Origin of the sequence: Mycobacterium palustre (genome assembly GCF_002101785.1) — a bacterium.
Taxonomy (GTDB): domain Bacteria; phylum Actinomycetota; class Actinomycetes; order Mycobacteriales; family Mycobacteriaceae; genus Mycobacterium; species Mycobacterium palustre.
Genome location: NZ_LQPJ01000105.1, coordinates 1 through 20357, shown reverse-complemented (window position 1 = coordinate 20357; position 20357 = coordinate 1). Strand labels below are relative to the sequence as shown.

The 20357-nt window shown below is 70.3% G+C and carries 20 protein-coding genes; 14 read left to right on the top strand and 6 right to left on the bottom strand.

Going from position 1 to position 20357, the window contains the following annotated elements:
- Positions 1–75: 75 nt before the first annotated feature.
- From fgd to AWC19_RS14725, 4 genes are all read left to right on the top strand, one after another.
- Entirely contained in the window at positions 76–1086 is a 1011-nt protein-coding gene (fgd, locus tag AWC19_RS14740; RefSeq protein ID WP_085078803.1) for a glucose-6-phosphate dehydrogenase (coenzyme-F420), read from the top strand.
- Positions 1079–3226 (top strand): phosphate acetyltransferase, encoded by a 2148-nt coding sequence (gene pta / locus AWC19_RS14735; RefSeq protein WP_085078802.1) that lies wholly within the window; start codon positions 1079–1081, stop codon positions 3224–3226. Before fgd ends, pta begins: the two co-directional genes overlap by 8 nt.
- On the top strand, positions 3219–4379 hold the full coding sequence (locus AWC19_RS14730; protein ID WP_085078801.1) for an acetate kinase: 1161 nt from the start codon (positions 3219–3221) through the stop codon (positions 4377–4379). Before pta ends, AWC19_RS14730 begins: the two co-directional genes overlap by 8 nt.
- 73 nt (positions 4380–4452) lie before the next feature.
- Positions 4453–5304 (top strand): hypothetical protein, encoded by an 852-nt coding sequence (locus tag AWC19_RS14725; RefSeq protein ID WP_085078800.1) that lies wholly within the window; start codon positions 4453–4455, stop codon positions 5302–5304.
- Between the two features lie 524 nt (positions 5305–5828).
- Here the strand turns inward: AWC19_RS14725 and AWC19_RS14720 are convergent.
- The 3 genes from AWC19_RS14720 to glnX are packed head-to-tail and all read right to left on the bottom strand — an operon-like array spanning position 5829 to position 10395.
- Positions 5829–8099: a serine/threonine-protein kinase PknG gene (locus AWC19_RS14720; RefSeq protein WP_085078799.1), complete on the bottom strand. Its 2271-nt coding sequence runs from the start codon at positions 8097–8099 to the stop codon at positions 5829–5831.
- Complete coding sequence (locus AWC19_RS14715) at positions 8099–9076, bottom strand: glutamate ABC transporter substrate-binding protein (RefSeq protein ID WP_085078798.1); 978 nt, start codon at positions 9074–9076, stop codon at positions 8099–8101. The genes AWC19_RS14720 and AWC19_RS14715 overlap by 1 nt, the downstream gene beginning before the upstream one ends.
- Positions 9076–10395: a protein kinase G-activating protein GlnX gene (gene glnX, locus AWC19_RS14710; RefSeq protein ID WP_085078797.1), complete on the bottom strand. Its 1320-nt coding sequence runs from the start codon at positions 10393–10395 to the stop codon at positions 9076–9078. The genes AWC19_RS14715 and glnX overlap by 1 nt, the downstream gene beginning before the upstream one ends.
- Before the next feature lie 134 nt (positions 10396–10529).
- On the opposite strand from glnX, the gene AWC19_RS14705 reads away from it, so the two are divergent.
- Positions 10530–11171, top strand: a complete 642-nt coding sequence (locus tag AWC19_RS14705; RefSeq protein ID WP_085078796.1) for an NUDIX hydrolase — start codon at positions 10530–10532, stop codon at positions 11169–11171.
- On the opposite strand, the gene thiE is transcribed toward AWC19_RS14705, so the two are convergent.
- Positions 11143–11814 (bottom strand): thiamine phosphate synthase, encoded by a 672-nt coding sequence (gene thiE, locus AWC19_RS14700; protein ID WP_085078795.1) that lies wholly within the window; start codon positions 11812–11814, stop codon positions 11143–11145. The genes AWC19_RS14705 and thiE overlap by 29 nt on opposite strands.
- A gap of 156 nt (positions 11815–11970) precedes the next feature.
- Between thiE and thiO the strand changes: the two genes are divergently transcribed.
- The 4 genes from thiO to AWC19_RS14680 are packed head-to-tail and all read left to right on the top strand — an operon-like array spanning position 11971 to position 14693.
- Positions 11971–12975 carry a glycine oxidase ThiO gene (gene thiO, locus AWC19_RS14695; RefSeq protein WP_085078859.1) on the top strand — a complete coding sequence of 335 codons (1005 nt, stop codon included), beginning with the start codon at positions 11971–11973 and terminating at the stop codon, positions 12973–12975.
- The gene (gene thiS / locus AWC19_RS14690; protein WP_085078794.1) at positions 12972–13169 is read left to right on the top strand and encodes a sulfur carrier protein ThiS; all 198 of its coding nucleotides are present in this window, start codon (positions 12972–12974) and stop codon (positions 13167–13169) included. The genes thiO and thiS overlap by 4 nt, the downstream gene beginning before the upstream one ends.
- 1 nt (position 13170) lies before the next feature.
- The gene (gene thiG, locus AWC19_RS14685; protein WP_085078793.1) at positions 13171–13929 is read left to right on the top strand and encodes a thiazole synthase; all 759 of its coding nucleotides are present in this window, start codon (positions 13171–13173) and stop codon (positions 13927–13929) included.
- Entirely contained in the window at positions 13926–14693 is a 768-nt protein-coding gene (locus tag AWC19_RS14680) for an SGNH/GDSL hydrolase family protein (protein WP_085078792.1), read from the top strand. The genes thiG and AWC19_RS14680 overlap by 4 nt, the downstream gene beginning before the upstream one ends.
- A 4-nt stretch (positions 14694–14697) precedes the next feature.
- Here the strand turns inward: AWC19_RS14680 and AWC19_RS14675 are convergent, their stop codons facing one another.
- A complete protein-coding gene (locus tag AWC19_RS14675; protein WP_085078791.1) occupies positions 14698–15213 on the bottom strand; it encodes a serine/threonine protein kinase in 516 nt (171 codons plus the stop codon).
- Positions 15214–15266: 53 nt separating this feature from the next.
- Entirely contained in the window at positions 15267–15779 is a 513-nt protein-coding gene (locus tag AWC19_RS14670) for a serine/threonine protein kinase (RefSeq protein WP_085078790.1), read from the bottom strand.
- A 367-nt stretch (positions 15780–16146) separates the two neighbouring features.
- On the opposite strand from AWC19_RS14670, the gene AWC19_RS14665 reads away from it, so the two are divergent.
- From AWC19_RS14665 to AWC19_RS14645, 5 genes are all read left to right on the top strand, one after another.
- Positions 16147–16476 carry a CD225/dispanin family protein gene (locus AWC19_RS14665; RefSeq protein ID WP_085078789.1) on the top strand — a complete coding sequence of 110 codons (330 nt, stop codon included), beginning with the start codon at positions 16147–16149 and terminating at the stop codon, positions 16474–16476.
- Positions 16477–16498: 22 nt separating this feature from the next.
- Complete coding sequence (locus AWC19_RS14660) at positions 16499–16876, top strand: DUF2752 domain-containing protein (RefSeq protein ID WP_085078858.1); 378 nt, start codon at positions 16499–16501, stop codon at positions 16874–16876.
- A 30-nt stretch (positions 16877–16906) separates the two neighbouring features.
- Complete coding sequence (locus AWC19_RS14655; protein ID WP_085078788.1) at positions 16907–18406, top strand: M28 family metallopeptidase; 1500 nt, start codon at positions 16907–16909, stop codon at positions 18404–18406.
- On the top strand, positions 18403–19881 hold the full coding sequence (locus tag AWC19_RS14650; protein WP_085078787.1) for a M28 family peptidase: 1479 nt from the start codon (positions 18403–18405) through the stop codon (positions 19879–19881). The genes AWC19_RS14655 and AWC19_RS14650 overlap by 4 nt, the downstream gene beginning before the upstream one ends.
- Positions 19882–19925: 44 nt before the next feature.
- Positions 19926–20357: DUF222 domain-containing protein (locus tag AWC19_RS14645; protein WP_142281191.1), on the top strand; the 432-nt coding region annotated here is incomplete at its 3' end.

Below are 20357 nucleotides of genomic sequence, written 5' to 3'. Positions count from 1 at the left end.
GCCGGTGCGAGCGCAAGCGCGTCGTAAGCCGGGCGCGGCGGGTCGCGACCATCGGGTGAGGAGTAGAAATAACGGGTGGCTGAACTAAAACTCGGATACAAAGCGTCCGCCGAACAATTCGCACCGCGCGAGCTCGTCGAGCTGGCCGTCGCCGCCGAAGGCCACGGCATGGACAGCGCGACCGTCAGCGACCACTTCCAGCCGTGGCGGCACGAGGGCGGGCACGCGCCGTTCTCGCTGGCCTGGATGACCGCCGTCGGCGAACGCACCAAGCGGATCCAGCTGGGCACCTCGGTGCTCACGCCGACCTTCCGCTACAACCCCGCGGTCATCGCGCAGGCGTTCGCCACGATGGCCTGCCTGTACCCGGACCGCATCTTCCTCGGCGTCGGCACCGGCGAGGCGCTGAACGAGATCGCCACCGGATACGAGGGCGACTGGCCGGAGTTCAAGGAGCGGTTCGCCCGGCTGCGCGAATCGGTGCGGCTGATGCGCGAGCTGTGGCGCGGCGATCGCGTCGACTTCGACGGCGAGTACTACCGGCTCAAGGGCGCCTCCATCTACGACGTGCCCGGCGGCGGCGTCCCCATCTACGTCGCCGCGGGCGGCCCGGCGGTGGCCAAGTACGCCGGACGCGTCGGCGACGGCTTCATCTGCACCTCGGGCAAGGGCGAGGAGCTGTACAAGGACAAGCTCATCCCCGCCGTCAAGGAGGGCGCCGCGGCCGCCGACCGCAGCGTCGACGACATCGACAAGATGATCGAGATCAAGATCTCCTACGACCCCGACCCCGAGCTGGCGCTGGAAAACACCCGGTTCTGGGCGCCGCTGTCGCTGACCCCCGAGCAGAAGCACAGCATCGACGACCCGATCGAAATGGAGAAGGCGGCCGACGCGCTGCCGATCGAGCAGGTCGCCAAGCGCTGGATCGTCGCGTCGGACCCCGACGAGGCCGTCGCCAAGGTCAAGGACTACGTCGACTGGGGCCTCAACCACCTGGTGTTCCACGCCCCCGGCCACGACCAGCGCCGGTTCCTGGACCTCTTCGAAAAGGACCTGGCGCCCAGGCTGCGACGACTTGGCTGAGACTGCGGCCCATTCGACGGCGATATACATCGCCGCGCCGGAGCCGGAGACCGGCAAGTCGACGGTCGCGCTGGGGCTGCTGCACCGGCTGACCGCGACGGTGGCCCGCGTCGGCGTGTTCCGGCCGATCGCGCGATCCGACCGCGTTTCAGGCGATCGCAAGCGCGGCGAAGCCGGGCGCAGCGGGTCGCCGCAGGTAGCCGGCGCCGATCGCGATTACATCCTCGAGCTGCTGCTCGAGCACACCACGGCGGGCCTGTCCTACGAGCAATGCGTCGGGGTGACCTACCAGCAGCTGCACGCCGACGGTGACGCCGCGATCGCCGCCATCGTCGACTCGTATCACGCGGTGGCGCAGGCCTGCGACGTGGTGGTGATCGTCGGCAGCGACTACACCGACGTGGCCAGGCCCGCCGAGCTTTTGGTCAACGCACGCATCGCGGCCAACCTGGGCGCGCCGGTGCTGCTTACGGTCAGCGGCAGGGGCCGCACCGCCGCGGAGATCGCCAGCGTGGTCGAGGTGTGCCTGGCCGAGCTGACCGCGCAGCACGCCCACACCGCGGCGGTCGTGGCCAACCGCTGCGAGCCGTCCGAGCTGGCGGCGGTGGCCGAGGCGCTGCGGGGCTTCGCGCCGCGCAGCTACGTGCTGCCCGAGGAGCCGCTGCTGTGCGCGCCGACGGTGGCCGAACTGGAACGGGCCGTGGGGGGTTCGCCGGTCAGCGGCGAGGCGTCGCTGCGCCAGCGGGAGGTCACCGGCATCCTGGTGGCCGGGATGACCGCCGACCACGTGCTGGAGCGGCTGCGCGACGGCATGGCCGTCATCACCCCGGGGGATCGCTCCGACGTGGTGCTCGCGGTCGCCAGCGCCCATGCGGCCGAGGGGTTTCCATCGCTGTCGTGCCTGGTCCTCAACGGTGGCTTCGAGCTGCACCCGTCGATCGGGGCCCTGGTCGCGGGCCTGCGGCTGCGGCTGCCGATCGTCGCGACGGCGCTGGGCACCTACGACACGGCCAGCAGGGCGGCGGCGGCCCGCGGCCGGGTCACGGCCACCTCACAACGCAAGATCGACACCGCGCTGGCGCTGATGGACCGCCACGTCGACATCACGGATCTGCTTGCCCGGCTTGCGATTTCGGTGCCCACCGTGATGACCCCGCAGATGTTCACCTATCAGCTGCAACTGCGGGCGCGATCCGACCGCAAGCACATCGTCCTGCCCGAGGGGGAGGACGACCGCATCCTGCGCTCCGCCGGGCGCCTGCTGCAGCGCGGCGTCGCGGACCTGACCATCCTGGGCGACGAAGCCCAGATACGGCTGCGCTCGGCCGAACTCGGGGTAAACCTGGACGAGGCAAAGGTGATCGACGCGCGCAGCAGCGAGTTGCGCTACCGGTTCGCCGACCAGTACGCCGAGCTGCGCAAGGCCAAGGGCGTCACGGTCGAGCAGGCACGCGAAATCATGGGCGACGCCACGTATTTCGGAACGATGATGGTCCACAACGGCATGGTCGACGGCATGGTGTCCGGCGCCGCGCACACCACGGCGCACACCGTCCGGCCGGCGTTCGAGATCATCAAGACCGTGCCCGACGTCTCTACCGTGTCCAGCATCTTCTTCATGTGCCTGCCCGACCGCGTGCTGGTGTACGGCGACTGCGCCATCATCCCCAACCCGACGCCCGAGCAGCTCGCCGACATCGCGATCAGCTCGGCGCGGACGGCGGACCGGTTCGGCATCGAGCCTCGGGTGGCCATGCTGTCCTACTCGACCGGTGACTCCGGCACCGGTGCGGACGTCGACAAGGTCAGGGCGGCAACGGAATTGGTGCGCAGCCGGGAACCGCAGTTACTTGTCGAGGGTCCCATCCAGTACGACGCCGCGATCGATCCGTCGGTCGCGGCGACCAAGCTGCACGATTCTCCGGTGGCCGGCCGGGCCACGGTCCTGATCTTCCCCGACCTCAATACCGGCAACAACACCTACAAGGCGGTGCAGCGCAGCGCCGGGGCGATCGCGATCGGCCCGGTGCTGCAAGGATTGCGCAGGCCGGTCAACGATCTGTCTCGCGGCGCCCTGGTCGAAGACATCGTGAACACCGTCGCCATTACCGCGATTCAGGCGCAGGACGTCCATGACTAGCGCGAGCCGCCCGGTGCTGGTGATCAACTCGGGCTCGTCGTCGCTGAAGTACCAGCTGGTCGACCCCGACGGCGGCGCGGCGCGCGTGACCGGCCACATCGAGCGCATCGGTGAGGGGCCATCGTCGGTTCCCGACCATGACGCGGCGCTGCGCCGCGCGTTCGACGAACTGGCCGGCGACGGCATCGACCTGCGGGCCTGTGGCCTGGTGGCCGTCGGGCACCGAGTGGTGCACGGCGGCAACGAGTTCCATCGTCCCACCCTGCTCGACGATGCGCGGATCGCCGCGCTCGAGAAGCTCTCCGAGCTGGCGCCGCTGCACAACCCGCCCGCGCTCAAGTGTATCGAGGTAGCCCGCAAGCTGCTGCCCGACGTGCCGCACATCGCCGTGTTCGACACCGCGTTCTTCCACGACATGCCACCGGCGGCGGCCAGCTACGCCATCGACCGCGAACTGGCCGAGCGGTGGCAGATCCGCCGCTTCGGGTTTCACGGCACCTCGCACCGCTACGTCAGCGAGCGGGCCGCCGCCTTCCTGGACAGGCCGCGCGGCAGCCTGAAACAGATTGTGCTGCACCTGGGTAACGGCTGCTCGGCCTCGGCGATCGCCGGCACCCGCCCGATCGACACGTCGATGGGCCTGACGCCGCTGGAGGGGCTGGTGATGGGCACCCGAAGCGGCGACATCGATCCCAGCGTCGTCAGCTACCTGTGGCACACGGCGAACATGGGCGTCGACGAGACCGAGGCCATGCTCAACCAGCGGTCCGGGGTGCTGGGCCTGGCCGGTGAGCGCGACTTCCGGCGGCTGCGCGAGATGATCGAATCCGGTGACGGCGCCGCTCAATTGGCCTACAGCGTGTTCATCCACCGGTTGCGCAAATACGTCGGCGCCTACCTGGCCGTGCTGGGGCACACCGATGTCATCAGCTTCACCGCGGGCATCGGCGAGAACGACGCGGCGGTGCGCCGCGACGCGGTGGCCGGCCTGGAGGAGCTGGGCATCGTGTTGGACCAGCGCCGCAACCTCAGCGGCGGCAAGGGCGTGCGGCAGATCTCCGCCGACGACTCCCCGATCGCCGTGCTGGTCGTCCCGACCAACGAGGAACTGGCGATCGCCCGCGACTGCGTGAGCCTGCTGGCCGGGTCATAGGATCGGTGCACGCTCGGCCTCCCTGTGGATAGACGACGGCGCGGGTTGCGCGCGGTGTGCGATCGTCCGCCCCATGAGAGAACCGTTCGTCGGCACCGAGGCCTTGGCGTCGGGCGCGTTGAGCCGGCATCAACTGCGGACCCGCTATCGTGCGGTCTTCCCGAACGTCTACGTGCCCAAGGATGCCCAGCTGTCGCTCGAGCGGCGGATCTCCGCGGCGTGGCTGTGGTCGCGGCGGGCCGCGACGATCGTCGGGGCCGCGGCCGCCGCGCTGCATGGTGCGAAGTGGATTCCCGACGACGTTCCGGTCGAGCTGAACCACGCCAACACCCGCCCGCCACGCGGGGTGCTGATCCGGCGAGACGCGTTGCTCGACGACGAGACGCAGCTCATGGATGGGCGCGCCGTCACGACGCCGGAGCGAACGGCCTTCGACATCGGCCGGCGCGGTGCGATCCGCTCGGCCGTCGTTCGGCTCGACGCGCTGGCGCGGGCAACGGGTTTTAAGGTCGAAGACGTGCTGCGGATCGCGAATCGCCATCCCCACGCTCCCGGCCTACGGCGACTCGAGGCCGCGCTCGAACTGGTCGACCCCGGCTCGCAGTCGCCGCGGGAGAGCTACCTGCGGCTGCTCCTCATCGACGCGGGGCTGCCGCGGCCGCAGACCCAGATACCCGTGCTCGGCGCCGACGGCATTCCCGTCGCCCACATCGACCTGGGCTGGGAGGAGTACCTGGTCGGCGTGGAATACGAGGGTGACCAACACCAGACCGACCGCAGGCGGTACGTCCATGACATTCAGCGCCTCGAGACGCTCGAGCGAATGGGCTGGATCATCGTCCGGGTCGTCGCCGAGGACCAGCGCGCCAATATTGTCCGCCGAATCCGCGTGGCGCTGGTCGAACGCGGCTGGATCGAGCGTTGACCCGTTGCGTGTGAATCCTCGGCGGTGGTTGTGCGGCTACGGCTTTGAGTGTGAGCGTGGGGCGGGTTCGCCGGCGAAATCCGCGCCCTGGGCACACGCTCAAGGCCGACGTTTCACACTCGGCGCCAACGATTCACACTCGCCGCCAACGTTTCACACTCGCCGCCGACGCCGTTGCGTGTGAATCCTCGGCGGTGGTTGTGCGCCTACGGCTTTGAGTGTGAGCGTGGGGCGGGTTCGCCGGCGAAATTCGCGCCCTGGGCTCACGCTCAAGGCCGACGATTCACACCCGGCGCCAACGTTTCACACCCGGCGCCAACGTTTCACGCTCGCCGCCGACGCCGTTGCGTGTGAATCCTCGGCGGTGGTTGTGCGCCTACGGCTTTGAGTGTGAGCTTGGGGCGGGTTCGCCGGCGAAATCCGCGCCCTGGGCTCACGCTCAAGGCCGACGTTTCACACCCGGCGCCAACGATTCACACCCAGCGCCACGAACGCGGCGCACGCCCCGAAGCCAAAAGCCGAAACTAGAACGTGCTCGTCGGCCGCACGCTGTTCGCCATGTCGACCAGCGTGTAGCGGTGCCGCTGGGTGGGGGCGACGCGGGCCAGGGCCCGCAGCGACGCCTCCACGCCCAGCCGCAGCCCGTGCTCGGTGAACGGGAAGCCCAGGATGTGGTTGGTGCTGGCCTGGTTGTCCTCGAGCCAGTCCATCGCGCCGCCCAGCACCAGCGCGCGGATCTGCAACACCCGCGGCTCGGTGGGCGGCAGCGCCTCGACGCGGCGGGCCGCGTCCCGGATCTGCGCCTCGGTGATCTCGCTCGTCGAGCGGCCGGACATCAGCGTCACCGCGCTGGTCAGCCGCGCGGTGGTGAAATGCCTTGAGGTGGGCGGGACTTCGTCCAGCGTGCGCACCGCGCCCTCGCGGTCGCCCTCGGCCGACAGCGATCTGGCCAGCCCGAAGGCCGCCGAGATCACGCCGTCGTTGGTCTTCCACACCGTCTCGTAGAACTTGTGCTCGTCGGTGTTGCCGGCCAGCTCGGCCGTCGCGGCCAGCGCCAGCTTGGGCGCCAGCTCGCCGGGGAAGGTGTCCAGCACCTCGGTGAAATGCTTTGTCGCCGAGTCGTAGTCGCCGGTGAGCAGCTCGGCGACGGCCCGGTACCAGACCAGTCGCCAGCGCCAACCGACGCGCTCGGCCAGGTCGTCGAGCTTGCGGGTGGCCTTGGCCACGTCGCCCAGGTCCAGCAGCGCGCGCACTTCCATCAGCGGCAGCTCGATCGACTCGGACACCTCGATGCCGTCGGCGTCCAGCGACCCGTGGCGCGCCGCGCGCAGCGAGTCCAGCGTCTGCACCGGCTGCGAGAGCACGGTCGCCTGCAACACCGGGGCGGCCACGTCGGCCGGATCGACCAGCGGCACCGGCAAAGCCGTCACGATCTCGCGGGCCGTCAGCTTCTCGGAATGCACCTGCCCGTCCAGGTAGACGTCGGTGTGCGCGACGAGCAGGTCGACGCCGAACGTCGAGCGGCTGGGCGAAAAGATCGTCGACAGACCCGGCCGCGGGATGCTGGTGTCCTTGGCCACCACCTCGCGCAGGACGCCCATCAGCTGGGCGGACATCTCCTCGGCGGAGGAAAACCGGCGCCGGGGGTCGGGGTCGGTGGCGCGGCGCAGCAGCCGGCCGAACGAGTCGTAGCGCTTCAGCACCGGGTCGTCGTCGGGCAGCCCGTCGACGTAGCGGCCGTTGCGGGTCCGCAGGTTCAGGGTGAGCGCGGCCAGCGTGCGCCCGACCGTGTAGATGTCGGTGGCCACCGTCGGACCGGTCCGCACGATCTCCGGCGCCTGGAAGCCAGGGGTGCCGTAGAGGTAGCCGAACGAGTTGATCCGCGACACCGCGCCCAGGTCGATCAGCTTGAGCTGCTCCTCGGTGAGCATGATGTTTTCCGGCTTGAGGTCGTTGTAGACCAGGCCGATGGAGTGCAGATAGCTCAGCGCGGGCAGGATTTCCAGCAGGTAGGCGATGGCCTCGGCGACCGGCAGCTTCTCGGCCTTGCCCTCCTTGATGCGCTGCTTGAGCGACTGCCCGCCGATGTACTCCATGACGATGTAGCCGACGGGATCGCCGTGCCGGTCGGTGTGCTCGACGAAGTTGAAGATCTGCACGATCTGCGGGTGGACCACCTCGGCCAGGAACTGGCGTTCGGCCATCGCCATCGCCTGGGCCTCGGCGTCGCCGGAGTGCACCAGGCCCTTGAGCACCACCGGGCGGTCGTTGACGTTGTGGTCGACCGCCAGATACACCCAGCCCAGGCCGCCGTGCGCGATGCAGCCCTTGACCTCGTACTGGCCGGCGACGATGTCGCCGGGACTCAGCTGGGGCAGGAACGAATACGGGCTGCCGCACGACGGGCACCAGCCCTCCGACTCGCCCTTGCCGTCGTCGCTCGACCGGCCCACCGGCTTGCCGCAGTTCCAGCAGAAGCGCTTGGACTCCGGCACCACCGGGTTGGTCATCAGCGCCTCGAGCGGATCGATGTCGCGCCCACGCGGGATCTCGACCAACCCGCCGCCCAGCTGCCGGGTCGCCGGGAGCACCCGGGTCGCCACCGTGACCCGCTCCTGCGGCTCGGGGTCCAGCCCGCCGGTCAGCAGCGGGAAGTCGTCGTCATCGTCGTCGAAATCCGGGCGGAACAGCGCCTGCGTCGCCTGCGGCCGCAGCTCGGAACCCGTTTGCGCCTCCGGCGCCTGGGTGCCCGGCGCCGGGTCCTGCACGTCGTTAACGTCGCTCGCGTCAGCCATCAGTCCACATACCTCGGCGTGGGCGGGGCGGGCGCGGGGCCCAGCACCGTCAGCCACTTCCGGTACAACGTATTCCACGTGCCGTCCCGGCGGATGCGTTCAAGCGTGCCGTTGACGAACCGGACCAGCCCGGTGTTGTTCAGGTTGATGCCGATGCCGTAGGGCTGGGTGGCCATGTTCGGTCCGACGATGTGCAGATAGGGGTCCTCCTCGACCAGCCCCGCCAGGATCGAGTCGTCGGTGCTGACCGCGTCGATCTCGCGCTGCTGCATGGCGACCAGGCAGTCGGCCCAGTTCACCACCGACACCACCACCGGCGGCGGGTCGATCTGCTGGATGCGGTGCAGCGACGTGGTGCCGCGGGCCACGCACACCCGCTTTCCGGACAGGTCGGCCACCTTGGCGATCGGCGAGTCTCGGGGGGCCAGGATCCGCTGGTTGGCGTCGAGGTAGACCGTCGAGAAGTTCACCAGCTTGCGCCGCTCGCACGTGATGGTCATGGTCTTGACGACGACGTCGACCTCGTTGCGCTGCAGGGCGGTCACCCGCTCGTCGGACGACAGGATCCGGTACTCCACGTGCGACGGCGCGCCGAAGATGTCGCGGGCGATCTCCCCGGCGATGTCGACGTCGAAGCCGGTGATCTCGCCGGTGATCGGGTCGCGGAAGCTGAACAGGTTGCTGCCGATGTCGAGCCCGACGATCAGCCTGCCGCGGGCGCGGATGTCGGCGACGGCGGCGTCCGCCTCCGCCTTGGTGGGGAACGGGCGCAGGCTCGCGGTCGCGTTGCAGTCCTGGCTCGGGCTGTCCGGCGGCAGCGGGGGCTGCGGCGGCAGCTGTTCCATGCCCACCGGCGTCGGCGGCGGCAGCGTCGGCACGGTGGCCACCGTCAGCGACTCCTTGTGGCTGCAGCCCGCCAGCACCGCGCCCACGAAGAGCCCGGCGAGCGTCCGGCGCAGCCTCGCCAGCCCGGCCATCAGCGATACTCTTTCAGCCGCGGCCACAGGCCCAGCGCGACCGCGATGGCCGCGCCGAGGCTCAGCACCACCCCGCCTACCTGGGCGCCGGACAACCCGCCGCGCGCGCTGAGGACGTCGTTGCGCAGGTGGGTTCGGCTCTGCTCCATCGCCTTGCCGAGCTGGTCTTCCAGCTTGTCGAACGCCGGGGTGGAGTCGTCCTCGCCGCTGCCCAGGGCCACCTGGGTGGCGGCCCGGTAGTTGCCCACCGAGATGTAGGAGTTGATCCGGTCGTTGGCCTCGCGCCACCGCAGCAGCAGCTGGTCGGCGCCCTGCAGGTCGGGCTTGTCGACGGCGTCGCTGCGGGCCATGTACTGGTCGAGCTGGGAATGCATGGCGTCGATGCGCTGGTAGAACGACTGCTTGCGCATCTCCTCGTCGCCGCGGCGGATCAGCGACAGCGTCTCGTCGGCCCGCGCCTGCTGCGCTGTGATGGCGACGTTGGTGACGGTCTTCAGCGACTCCGCGGAGGTGTCCTTGGCGCTACGGCTGGCCGCCGTAGAGATGGTTAACGCGGTTCCGACCCAGACCACCATGACGAGAATACCGAGGGCGCCGACCACCAGCCCCGGGTTGATCCGGCGCCTGGTGCGCCGCGCCAGCCAGCGATGGGAGAAGGCGCCGAAGACGACCGTGCTGGCGACGACGAGGATCACCGGGGCCGGGAAGTGGGTGGACTGGGTGGTCTCGCTGTCCACCCGCTCCGACGTCGCCTGGTACAGCTGCGCCGCGTCGGGCAGAATGCGCGACTGCATCAGCCCCGACGCCTCCGACAGGTACGACGACCCGACCGGGTTGCCCTCGCGGTTGTTGGTCCGCGCGATCTCGATCAGGCCGGTATAGACGGCCAATTCGGCGTTGATGCGGCCCAGCAGTTGCACCAGCGGCTCGTCGGTCAGCCCGCTGGAGGCGCGGGTCACCGCCACCGCGGCGTCGGTGATGGCCTGCTCGTAGCGCTGCCGCACCGGGCGCGGCTCGGCCTGGGCGATGAACGCCGTGGCCGCCGCCGCGTCGGCCACCGACAGCGTGGTGTAGAGCCGTCCGGCCGCGAACGCCAGCGGCTCGGTGTGGTTGAGCACCGTGGTCAGCACCTGCTGGCGGTGGTTGATGGTCGTGGAGGTGGCGAACGCGCTGGACACGCCGAGCGCGGCGAGGACGATCCCGATGGTCAGGATCCGGCCCGGCGTCGTCGAGATGAACCACCAGCGCGGGTGGGCCGGTTCGGCCGGCGACCGCGACCCCTTAGGCTCGGTCGACGGGTGGGCCAGCTCAACCGTCACGTCCGATCAGCCCTCATCTTTCGGCCTTGAGAAAGTGCACGCAATCTCAGCGGGAACCGGGATAAGCGAATTCTAAGAGCATGTTGGGGCCGATGGGGGGAGGCCGACCCAATTGCACTGCATATCCTGAACTCGTGCACGGCGACGGCGACGGATGGGTGATATCCGTCGACGGCGCCCATTACTGGGGCCGGTACGGCGCCGCCGGGCTGCTGCTGCGCGCGCCGCGGCCCGACGGGACGCCCGCGGTGCTGCTGCAGCACCGCGCGGTGTGGAGCCACCAGGGCGGCACCTGGGGTTTGCCCGGCGGGGCGCGGGACAGCCACGAATCCGCGGAGCAGACCGCGGTCCGCGAAGCCCACGAGGAGGCCGGCCTGCGGGCCGACCGGGTCGCCGTGCGCGGCGCGCTGGTCACCGCCGAGGTCGCCGGGCGGGGCGGGACGCGCTGGACCTACACCACCGTCGTCGCCGACGCCGGGGAGCTGCTGGACACCGTGCCGAATCTGGAGAGCGCCGAGATGCGCTGGGTCCCCGAGGAGGAGGTCGCCCACCTGCCGCTGCACCCGGGCTTCGCGGCCAGCTGGCACCGGCTGCGCACCGCCCCGGCGCTGGTGCCGCTGGACCACGGCGACGAACGGCGCCGGCACCTGCCCCGCACGATCGAGATCGAGACGGGCGTCTTCGTCTGGTGCATGCCCGGCGACCCCCTGCGGGCCGACCAAACGGCGTCGCAGCTGAGCCGCCGGGTCAGCTCGCTGCTGCAAGCGCCGAACTGAGCCGCTCGGCCGCCGCCCGCGGGTCGGGGGCCGCCGTGATCGCCCGCACCACCACGACCCGCCGCGCGCCGGCGGCCAGCACCTCGGGCAGCCGCGCGGCGTCGATGCCGCCGATCGCGAACCACGGCTTGCGGCCCTTGAGTCCGGCCGCCTCCCGCACCAGCTCCAGGCCCGGCGCCGGGCGGCTCGGCTTGGTCGGGGTGGGCCAGCAGGGCCCGACGCAGAAGTAGTCGGCCGCCGACGCGGCCGCGGCCGCCGCCTGGGCCGGGTCGTGGCTGGACAGCCCGAGCAGCGTCTCCGGCCCGACGATGTCGCGGGCCACGCCCAGCGGCAGGTCGCCCTGCCCGAGGTGCAGCACGTCGGCCCCGGCCGCGCGCGCGATGTCGGCGCGGTCGTTGACCGCGAACAGGGCGCCGTGCCGGCGGGCCGCGTCGGCGAGGATCTCACAGGCGGCCAGCTCGTCGCGCGCCTCGAGCGGCCCGAACCGCCGCTCGCCCACCGAACCCTTGTCGCGCAGCTGCACGATGTCGACGCCGCCGGCCAGCGCGGCGTCGACGAACTCGGCCAGGTCGCCGCGCTCGCGGCGCGCGTCGGTGCACAGGTAGAGCCGCGCGGCCGCCAGGCGGGTAAGCCGTTGATGCACACCGCGACGCTAGCGCGCTAGCGTAGAGGCCGGGTAAACACTTCAGACACGGGAGTCCCGGGCGAGCGGGGCTGAGAGTGGGCGCCACCAGAAACAACTGGACCCGCCCTTACCGTCACACCTGATCCGGATCATGCCGGCGAAGGGAGGGCGACGATGTCGACGCGGCTGGCCGTCATCGGCGGCGGCGTCATCGGGCTGTCGGTGGCGCGCCGAGCCGCCCAGGCCGGGCTTTGGGTGCGCGTGCACCGCACCGAGGACCCGGGCGCGTCCTGGGTGGCCGGGGGCATGCTGGCGCCGCACAGCGAGGGCTGGCCCGGCGAGGAGCGCCTGCTGCGGCTGGGCCTCGAGTCGCTGCGGCTGTGGCGAGAGGGCTTCCTCGACGGGCTCCCGCCGGGGGTCGTCACCGCCCGCGAGTCGCTGGTGGTGGCCGTCGACCGCGCCGACGTCGCGGACCTGCGCACCGTCGCCGACTGGCTGTCCGCACAGGGGCACCCGGTGGTGTGGGAATCGGCCGCCCGGGACGTGGAACCCCTTCTGGCGCAAGGCATCCGGCACGGCTTCCGGGCGCCCACCGAGCTGGCCGTCGACAACCGCGCGGTGCTCGAGGCGCTGAGCGCCGATTGCGAGCGCCTCGGGGTCGGATGGGCCGCGCCGGCGCGCGACCTGTCTGACGTCGAGGCCGACGCGGTGGTGATCGCCAACGGCATCGACGCGCCCGCGCTGTGGCCGGGCCTGCCGGTGCGTCCCGTCAAGGGTGAGGTGCTGCGGCTGCGCTGGCGCAAGGGCTGTATGCCGTTGCCGCGGCGGGTGATTCGCGCGCGGGTGCACGGGCGGCAGGTCTACCTGGTCCCGCGCGCCGACGGGGTGGTCGTCGGCGCCACCCAGTACGAACACGGACGCGACACCGCCCCGGTCGTCTCGGGGGTGCGCGACCTGCTCGAGGACGCCTGCGCGGTGCTGCCGGCGCTGGGGGAGTACGAGCTGGCCGAGTGCGGGGCCGGGCTGCGCCCGATGACGCCGGACAATCTGCCGCTGGTGCGCCGCCTGGACGACCGCACGCTGGTCGCCGCCGGCCACGGCCGATCCGGCTTCCTGCTCGCGCCGTGGACCGCCGAGCAGATTGTGTCCGAACTCGTACCGGTGGGAGCCCGAGCATGATGGTGCATGTCAACGAACAACAGGTCGAGGTCGACGAGCAGACCACCGTGGCCGCGCTGCTGGAGTCGCTGGGCTTCCCCGACCGCGGCATCGCGGTGGCGATGGACTTCGCGGTGCTGCCTCGTTCGGATTGGGGCACAACGCTTCTCGACGGGGCGCGACTCGAGGTGGTCACGGCGGTGCAGGGTGGCTGACATGGGTGACCACAAGCTGACGATCGCGGACCGCAGCTTTACCTCGCGGCTCATCATGGGAACGGGGGGAGCGACCAGCCTGGCGGTGCTGCAGGAGGCGCTCGTCGCCTCGGGCACCGAGCTGACCACCGTGGCGATTCGCCGGGTCGACGCCGAGGGCGGCACCGGGTTGCTGGACCTGCTCAACCGGCTGGGCATCACGCCGCTGCCCAACACCGCGGGATGCCGCAGCGCGGCCGAGGCGGTGCTCACCGCGCAACTGGCCCGCGAGGCGCTGAACACCAACTGGGTCAAGCTCGAGGTCATCGCCGACGAGCGCACGCTGCTGCCCGACGGGGTCGAATTGGTCCGTGCCGCGGAGCAATTGGTGGACGACGGGTTCGTCGTGCTGCCCTACACCAACGACGACCCGGTGCTGGCTCGCCGCCTGGAAGACACCGGTTGCGCGGCGGTGATGCCGCTGGGGTCGCCGATCGGGACCGGGCTGGGCATCACCAACCCGCACAACATCGAGATGATCGTCGCCCGGGCCGGTGTTCCGGTGGTGCTCGACGCCGGCATCGGCACGGCCAGCGACGCGGCGCTGGCGATGGAATTGGGTTGCGACGCAGTGCTATTGGCCACCGCGGTCACCAGGGCCGCCGACCCCAAGGCGATGGCCGCCGCGATGGCCGCCGCCGTCAGCGCAGGCTACCTGGCGCGCCGGGCCGGCCGCATCCCGAAACGGTTCTGGGCCCAAGCCTCGTCCCCCGAGCGATGAATCGCTATGTCGCGCTGGGCAGTTCGATGGCCGCTGGTCCCGGCATCCGGCCCCGCGCCGCGGGCGCCCCGCGGTGGTCCGGCCGGTCCGCGCGAAACTATCCGCACCTGGTCGCCGAACGGCTGAACCTGGACCTGGTGGACGTCACCTTCTCCGGCGCCACCGCCGGCAACGTCCTCGCCGATCGCCAGCACGGCGCGCCGCCACAGATCGCCGCGCTGGACGGCTCGGAGGACCTCGTCACCGTCACCATCGGCGGCAACGACGTCGGCTACGTTCCGCTGCTGATCGCCGCCTCGCTGCCGCCCGCCGCGCGGCGGCTCCCGCTGCTGGGCGCCCGGATCGCCGAGCTGCTGGACCCCGACGCGCGAGATCGCGCCCTGGCCGCCGTGTTCGACTCGCTGTGCGCGGTCGGGTCGGCGCTGCGGGAGCGGGCCCCGGGCGCCCGGATCCTCTTCGTCGACTACGTGACGATCCTGCCGCCGGCCGGCACCGAGGCCCCGCCCCTGTCGGAACGCGATGCCGGCCTGGGCCGGCACGTGGCCGCGACGCTGCAGCGGCTCACCGCCGACGCGGCGACGGCGACCGGATGCGAGACCGTCGGCGCCGCCGCGGCCAGCCACCCGCACCACGCGTGGTCGGCAGAGCCGTGGACGACCAAGCCGGCGCGCTATGGTGTGCCGCTACCGGGTCGGCCCGCCCCGCTGCATCCCAACGCGGCCGGGATGCGCGCGGTGGCGGATCTCGTTGTGGCCCAGCTGTAGAGCGTCAGCCGTTGGTGCGCCACCAGTTGTAGAGCGCGTTGACGTCGGTGTTGGCCGCGCGGACGTGGCTCAACACGTTCTTGCTGTCGGTCGTCCAGGTGATCACGGCCGCCCCCTTGTACGTTCCGCACGCCACCTGGCCCGCCGCCTGGCCGCCCTGGCTCCACGTCGTCGGTGACTTACCGCTGTCGCCGCACGCCACCTGCGAGACCCCGCCGAGGTTGTCGGAGAACGCGCTGGCCAGATCGGTGTTGTTCTTGAACAGTTCGTACACGCCGGCGGCCGGGCCGTTGGGGTCGGGGCTTTGCCCGCAGTCGAGCTCGGCCACCACCGAACCGCTCAACGGGGCCGACTGACAGTTGTTGAGGCCGTAGCCCTTTGACAGCACGGTCGCGAGCGTGTTGACGTCTGCCGAGCTACCGGTCGGATCTGCGCTCGCCGTGGCGGCACCGACGATGGCGAAACCGCCCGCGAGCGCCGCGGACGCCGCGACACGCAGCGCGTTGCTGAGAGGGGACATTTGCGAACTCCTTAATCGAGGGTTGAAAGGCGGTAAACCGGAAGGGTTTTCGGTCAACCGTTGGTCCGCCACCACTGATAGAGCGCCGCCACGTCGGTGTTGGATCCGCGAATGTAGCTCAACACGTTCTTGGCGTCAGTGGTCCAAATGATCTCGGCGGCATTCTGATACGTCCCGCATGCCAGTTGTCCGGAGTTGTCGTCGGAGCTGCCCTGGTGCCAGGTGGTGGGTGATTCGCCGCTGTCGCCGCACGCGGTCAGGGTGTCGTGTTTGATGCTGGCCTTGAAAGAGGCGGCCAGGTTGTCGGCGTCGCCGAACAGGACGTACTTCGCCTGGACCGGGCCGGCGGGGTCGGGGCTCTGCCCGCAGGTGAGGGCGGCCAGTTCGCCACTGGACGGGTTTTGGGGCGTGCAGTTGTTGAGGCCGTAACCCTTCGACAGGGCGGCGGCCAGCGTGTTGAGGTCGGCGTTGGGATCGGCGGCCGACGTCGCGGTGCCCGCCATGGTGAGACCGCCCGCCAGCGCCGTGGCCGCCGCGACCCGCGCCGCGTTGCGGAGAGCGGGCATCGTTGGCTCCTAACGGTTGTGCGCTCCTCGTCGCTAACCAAAACAACGCGTCTGCTAAAAGGATCGTAGGGCTAAGTCTGGCTATGCAACACATTTCGGTGGAAATTGTCTGTTTGGGCATCATTCGGTCGTATTCGGGCGAGATTGCCGACACCCCCGGCGTAGATCGTTTTTTCGGCTAGATGCGTTAACACTCAGAGAAATTCATCGTCGACGGCGGTTCACGCTCGTCCCTTTGCGAGGTGGCCGGCAACGCGGCGGCGATCGGCGAAAACCACGGTTTCTGCTCAGATAGTGCCGCGATCGCGCCGCTCCGGTATGGTAAGCACCGCTTCTAGCCGGCTAACTCCCCTCGACTGGAGAATTTATGACACAGCCACCGCCTCAGCCCGGCTACCCGCCGCAGCCGCCCGCCGGGCAAGCGCCGAATAACTACTTGGCGTGGTCGATTTTGGCGACGTTGTTCTGCTTCCCCATCACCGGGATAGTGGCAATCGTGAAGGCCGCCTCGGTCAATGGATTGTGGGCGCAGGGTTTGTACGCCGAATCTCAGGCGGCCGCGGCGAGCGCAAGGAAATGGGTGATCTGGTCGTTGATCATCTGGGTCGTGTGGGTAGTCATAATCATCATCATTTCGGTGGCGGGTGGTCTGAGTGCAGAAAACTCAAGCATGGCGATGCTTTCCTCGCTCGTTTGATCGCGCGCTGGGGGCGCCGCTGCTGGTGGCCGCGTCCGCGAGCTTGGTGTGCGCCGTCGTCTGGGTGGGTGACCCGACCACCCCGGGCGGCCCGCTGCCGGTGTGCCCCACCAAGGCGTTGCTGGGCATCGACTGCCCGGGGTGCGGCAGCGCGCGGATGTTGTATTCGCTGATGCACGGCAACGTGCTGGCCGCGGCGAGGTTCAACGCGCTGGGCCTGGCGGCGCTGGTGCTGTTGGTGTGGGCCTACGCGGGGTGGACCTACGCTCGCGTGACGGGCCGACGGGTCCCGGCCTGGCAACGCGGGCGCTGGTCGGCGTCGGTGACGCTGCTGCTGGTGACGGTTTGGTTTGTGGTGCGCAACATCCCGATCCCGCCGTTCGACGCGCTGCATGTCTGATCCCCGGCTTTGAGGTCTAACCTGGGCGCGATGGTACGCAACCACAGCACGGCCGCGGCCATGTCGGCCGTCGTCGCCCTCACCGCATTCGTGACCGGCTGCTCCCACGAAAACGCCAACTCGCAGCAGCCGACCGGCCACCCGGACGCGGCGAAGTTCGCCTCCGCGATCCAGCACAAGGTCACCACCGACGCCATGATGGCCCACCTGTCGAAACTCCAGGACATCGCCAACGCCAACAGCGGCACCCGCGCGGTGGGCACGCCCGGCTACGAAGCCAGCGTCGACTATGTGGTTAACACGTTGCGCAACAGCGGCTTTGACGTCCAGACACCCGAATTCTCGGCGCGGGTGTTTCACGGCGACAAGCCCACTGTCACCGTCGGCGGCAAGGCCGTGGAGGCGCGGCCGCTGGAGTTCAGCCTCGGCACCCCACCCGACGGCGTCAGCGGTCCGTTGGTGGTGCCGAGCGTCGGGGAAAACCCGGCGTGCAAGCCCTCGGACTTCGACGGGCTGCCGGTACGGGGCGCGGTGGTGCTGGTCGACCGCGGCACCTGTCCGTTCGCACAGAAGGAGGACGCCGCGGCGCAACGGGGCGCGGTGGCGATGATCGTCGCCGACAACGTCGACGAGCAGCAGATGGGCGGGACCCTCGGCGCCGACACCGTCGTCAAGATCCCGGTGGTCAGCGTGACCAGGTCGATCGGGGTGCAGCTGCGCGGACAGCCCGGGCCCACGACCATCAAGCTTAACGCGAGCGTCCAGAGCTTCAAGGCCCGCAACGTCATCGCGCAGACCAAGACGGGGTCGCCGACCGACGTGGTGATGGCCGGCGCCCACCTCGACAGCGTGCCCGAGGGGCCGGGCATCAACGACAACGGGTCGGGCGTGGCCGCCGTGCTGGAAACCGCTGTGCAGCTTGGCAGTTCGCCGCAGGTACGCAACGCGGTGCGGTTCGGCTTCTGGGGCGCGGAGGAACTCGGCCTCATCGGGTCACGCAACTACGTGGAGTCGCTCGACCTCGACGGGCTGAAACACATTGCGCTGTACCTGAATTTCGACATGCTCGCCTCGCCGAACCCGGGCTACTTCACCTACGACGGAGACCAGTCGCTGCCGGCCGACGCCCGCGGTCAGCCGGTGGTGCCGGAGGGTTCGGCCGGCATCGAGCGGACCCTGGTCGCCTACCTGAAAGCGGCGGGCAAGACCGCGCAGGACACGTCGTTCGACGGCCGTTCCGACTACGACGGATTCACCCTGGCCGGCATCCCCGCCGGCGGCCTGTTCTCCGGCGCGGAGGTCAAGAAGTCCGACGAACAGGCCAAGCTGTGGGGTGGAACCCCCGACCAGCCGTTCGACCCCAACTATCACAAGAAGACCGACACCCTCGACCACATCGACCGCACCTCGCTGGCTATCAACGGCGGCGGCGTGGCCTACGCGGTGGCGCTGTACGCGCAGGACCTGGGTGGCCGCAACGGCGTTCCGGTCATGGCCGACCGCACGCGCCACACCCTCGCCAAGCCATGACCGCGGCGCCGCGCCGGCTTTGCCTGGCCTTGGCGTCGATCGCCCTGGTCGCGGGATGCTCGGCGCCGCGGCCCGCGCCACCGGCCGCCGCGCCGGACCTGGGTCATGCCCTGGCCGGAAAGGTCACCGCGGACCGGATGTTCGTCCACCTGCGGGCGCTGCAAGACACCGCCAACGCCAACCGCGGGAACCGCGCGGAGGGCACGCCGGGGTACGACGCCAGCGTCGACTACGTGGCGAAGGCGTTGCGCGACAGCGGGTTCAAGGTGTCGACGCCGCAGTTCGACCGGCTCCAAACCGTGTCACCGGGTAAGCCGACGCTGACGGTGGCCGGCCGCAGCTACCCGGTCGACCAGGCGTCGCTGCTGGTCCGCACCCCGCCCGGCGGTCTGACCGGGCAGCCGGTGCGGCCGGCGCCGTCGTCGGGCTGCGCGGCCGGCGATTACCCGGCCGCGATGCCCAAGGGCGCGATCGCGGTCGTCGACGACGCTCGCTGCTCGGTGGTCGACAAGCAGAACAGCGCGATGGCAAGGGGCGCGGCTGCGCTGATCGTGATCAGCCCGCCCGGCGGCAACGGGGCGCCGCCGACGCTGTTCACTCCCGGCTATTTCAAGCAGCTGACGGTGCCGGTGGCGGTGGTCGGCGCCAGCGGCGCCGCGGCGCTCGACCGCGCCAGCGCGCCGATACGCCTGGTGCTGGACGCCGAGAACGTCGCGATTACGTCGCGAAACGTGCTGGCGCAGACCGAAACCGGCTCGCCGCACGACGTGGTCGTCGTGGGCGCGGACCTCGACAGCGCGCGCGGCGGGCCCGGCATCAACGACAACGCGACCGGTGTGGCCGCGGTGCTGGAGACGGCGCGGCAACTGGGCCCGCTGGCCCCGGTCAACAACGCGGTCCGGTTCGTGTTCTGGGGGGCCGACCAGGACGGGCCCAACGGCGCGATGGACTACGTCTTCGGCATGGACCGCGACCAGCTCAACGACATCGCGATGTATCTGAACTTCACCATGCTGGGCTCGCCCAACGCCGGCTTCTTCACCGACGACGGCGACCAGTCCGGCCCGCCCGGGGCCGGCATCGCGTTCGGCGACGTGCCCGACGGGTCGGCCGGCATCGAGCGCACCCTGGACGGCTACCTCAACCTGGCCGGGAAGCGGCCCGCCGACATGCCGCTGAACACCCGGGCCGACTACCACCCCTTCATGGTCGCCGGCATCCCCGTCGGGGGTTTGACCGCCGGTTCCTCACAGACCAAGACCGCCGTGCAGGCCCGGCTGTGGGGCGGTCAGGCGGGCGCCGCTTTCGACCCCAACTATCGCAGCCCCCGCGACACGGCGGATGCCGTCAACCGGGAAGCGTTGGGCGTCATGGGCTCCGCGGCGGCGTTCGCGGTGGGCACCTATGCCGAGACGATCGGCGGTGTGAACGGCGTGCCGCCGCACGACAAGCGGCATCGGACGCGGGTGCCGTAGCGGCCGCGAGGGACTTGTCACCCCGTTCTGGCAGCATCGAAAACATGTTCGAAGAGGTGCGGGCGCGGTTCGACGAGTTGTTCGAGCGGCATTACCCGTCGACGACGCCGGAGTCGGCGGGGTTGGTCGAGCGGATTGCCGCGGCGGCGCGGTTTGAGAATCGGGCGGCGGCTGCGCAGCTGGTGGCGATCGGGGAGTTGTTTGCCTACCGGCTGTCGCGGTGCGCGGAAACCGAGAACTGGGCGATCGACACGATGGAGGCGGTGGCCGCCGAGGTGGCGGCGGCGTTGCGGATCGGCCAGGGGGTGGCCGCCGAGCGGGTGCACTATTCGCGGGCGATGCGGGAGCGGCTGCCGCGGTGTGCCCAGCTGTTTCGCGCCGGTGACATCGGTTATCGGATGTTTCAGATCTTGGTGTATCGCACCGATTTGATTACCGACGCCGAGGTGCTGGCCGCGGTGGATGCGGCGTTGGCG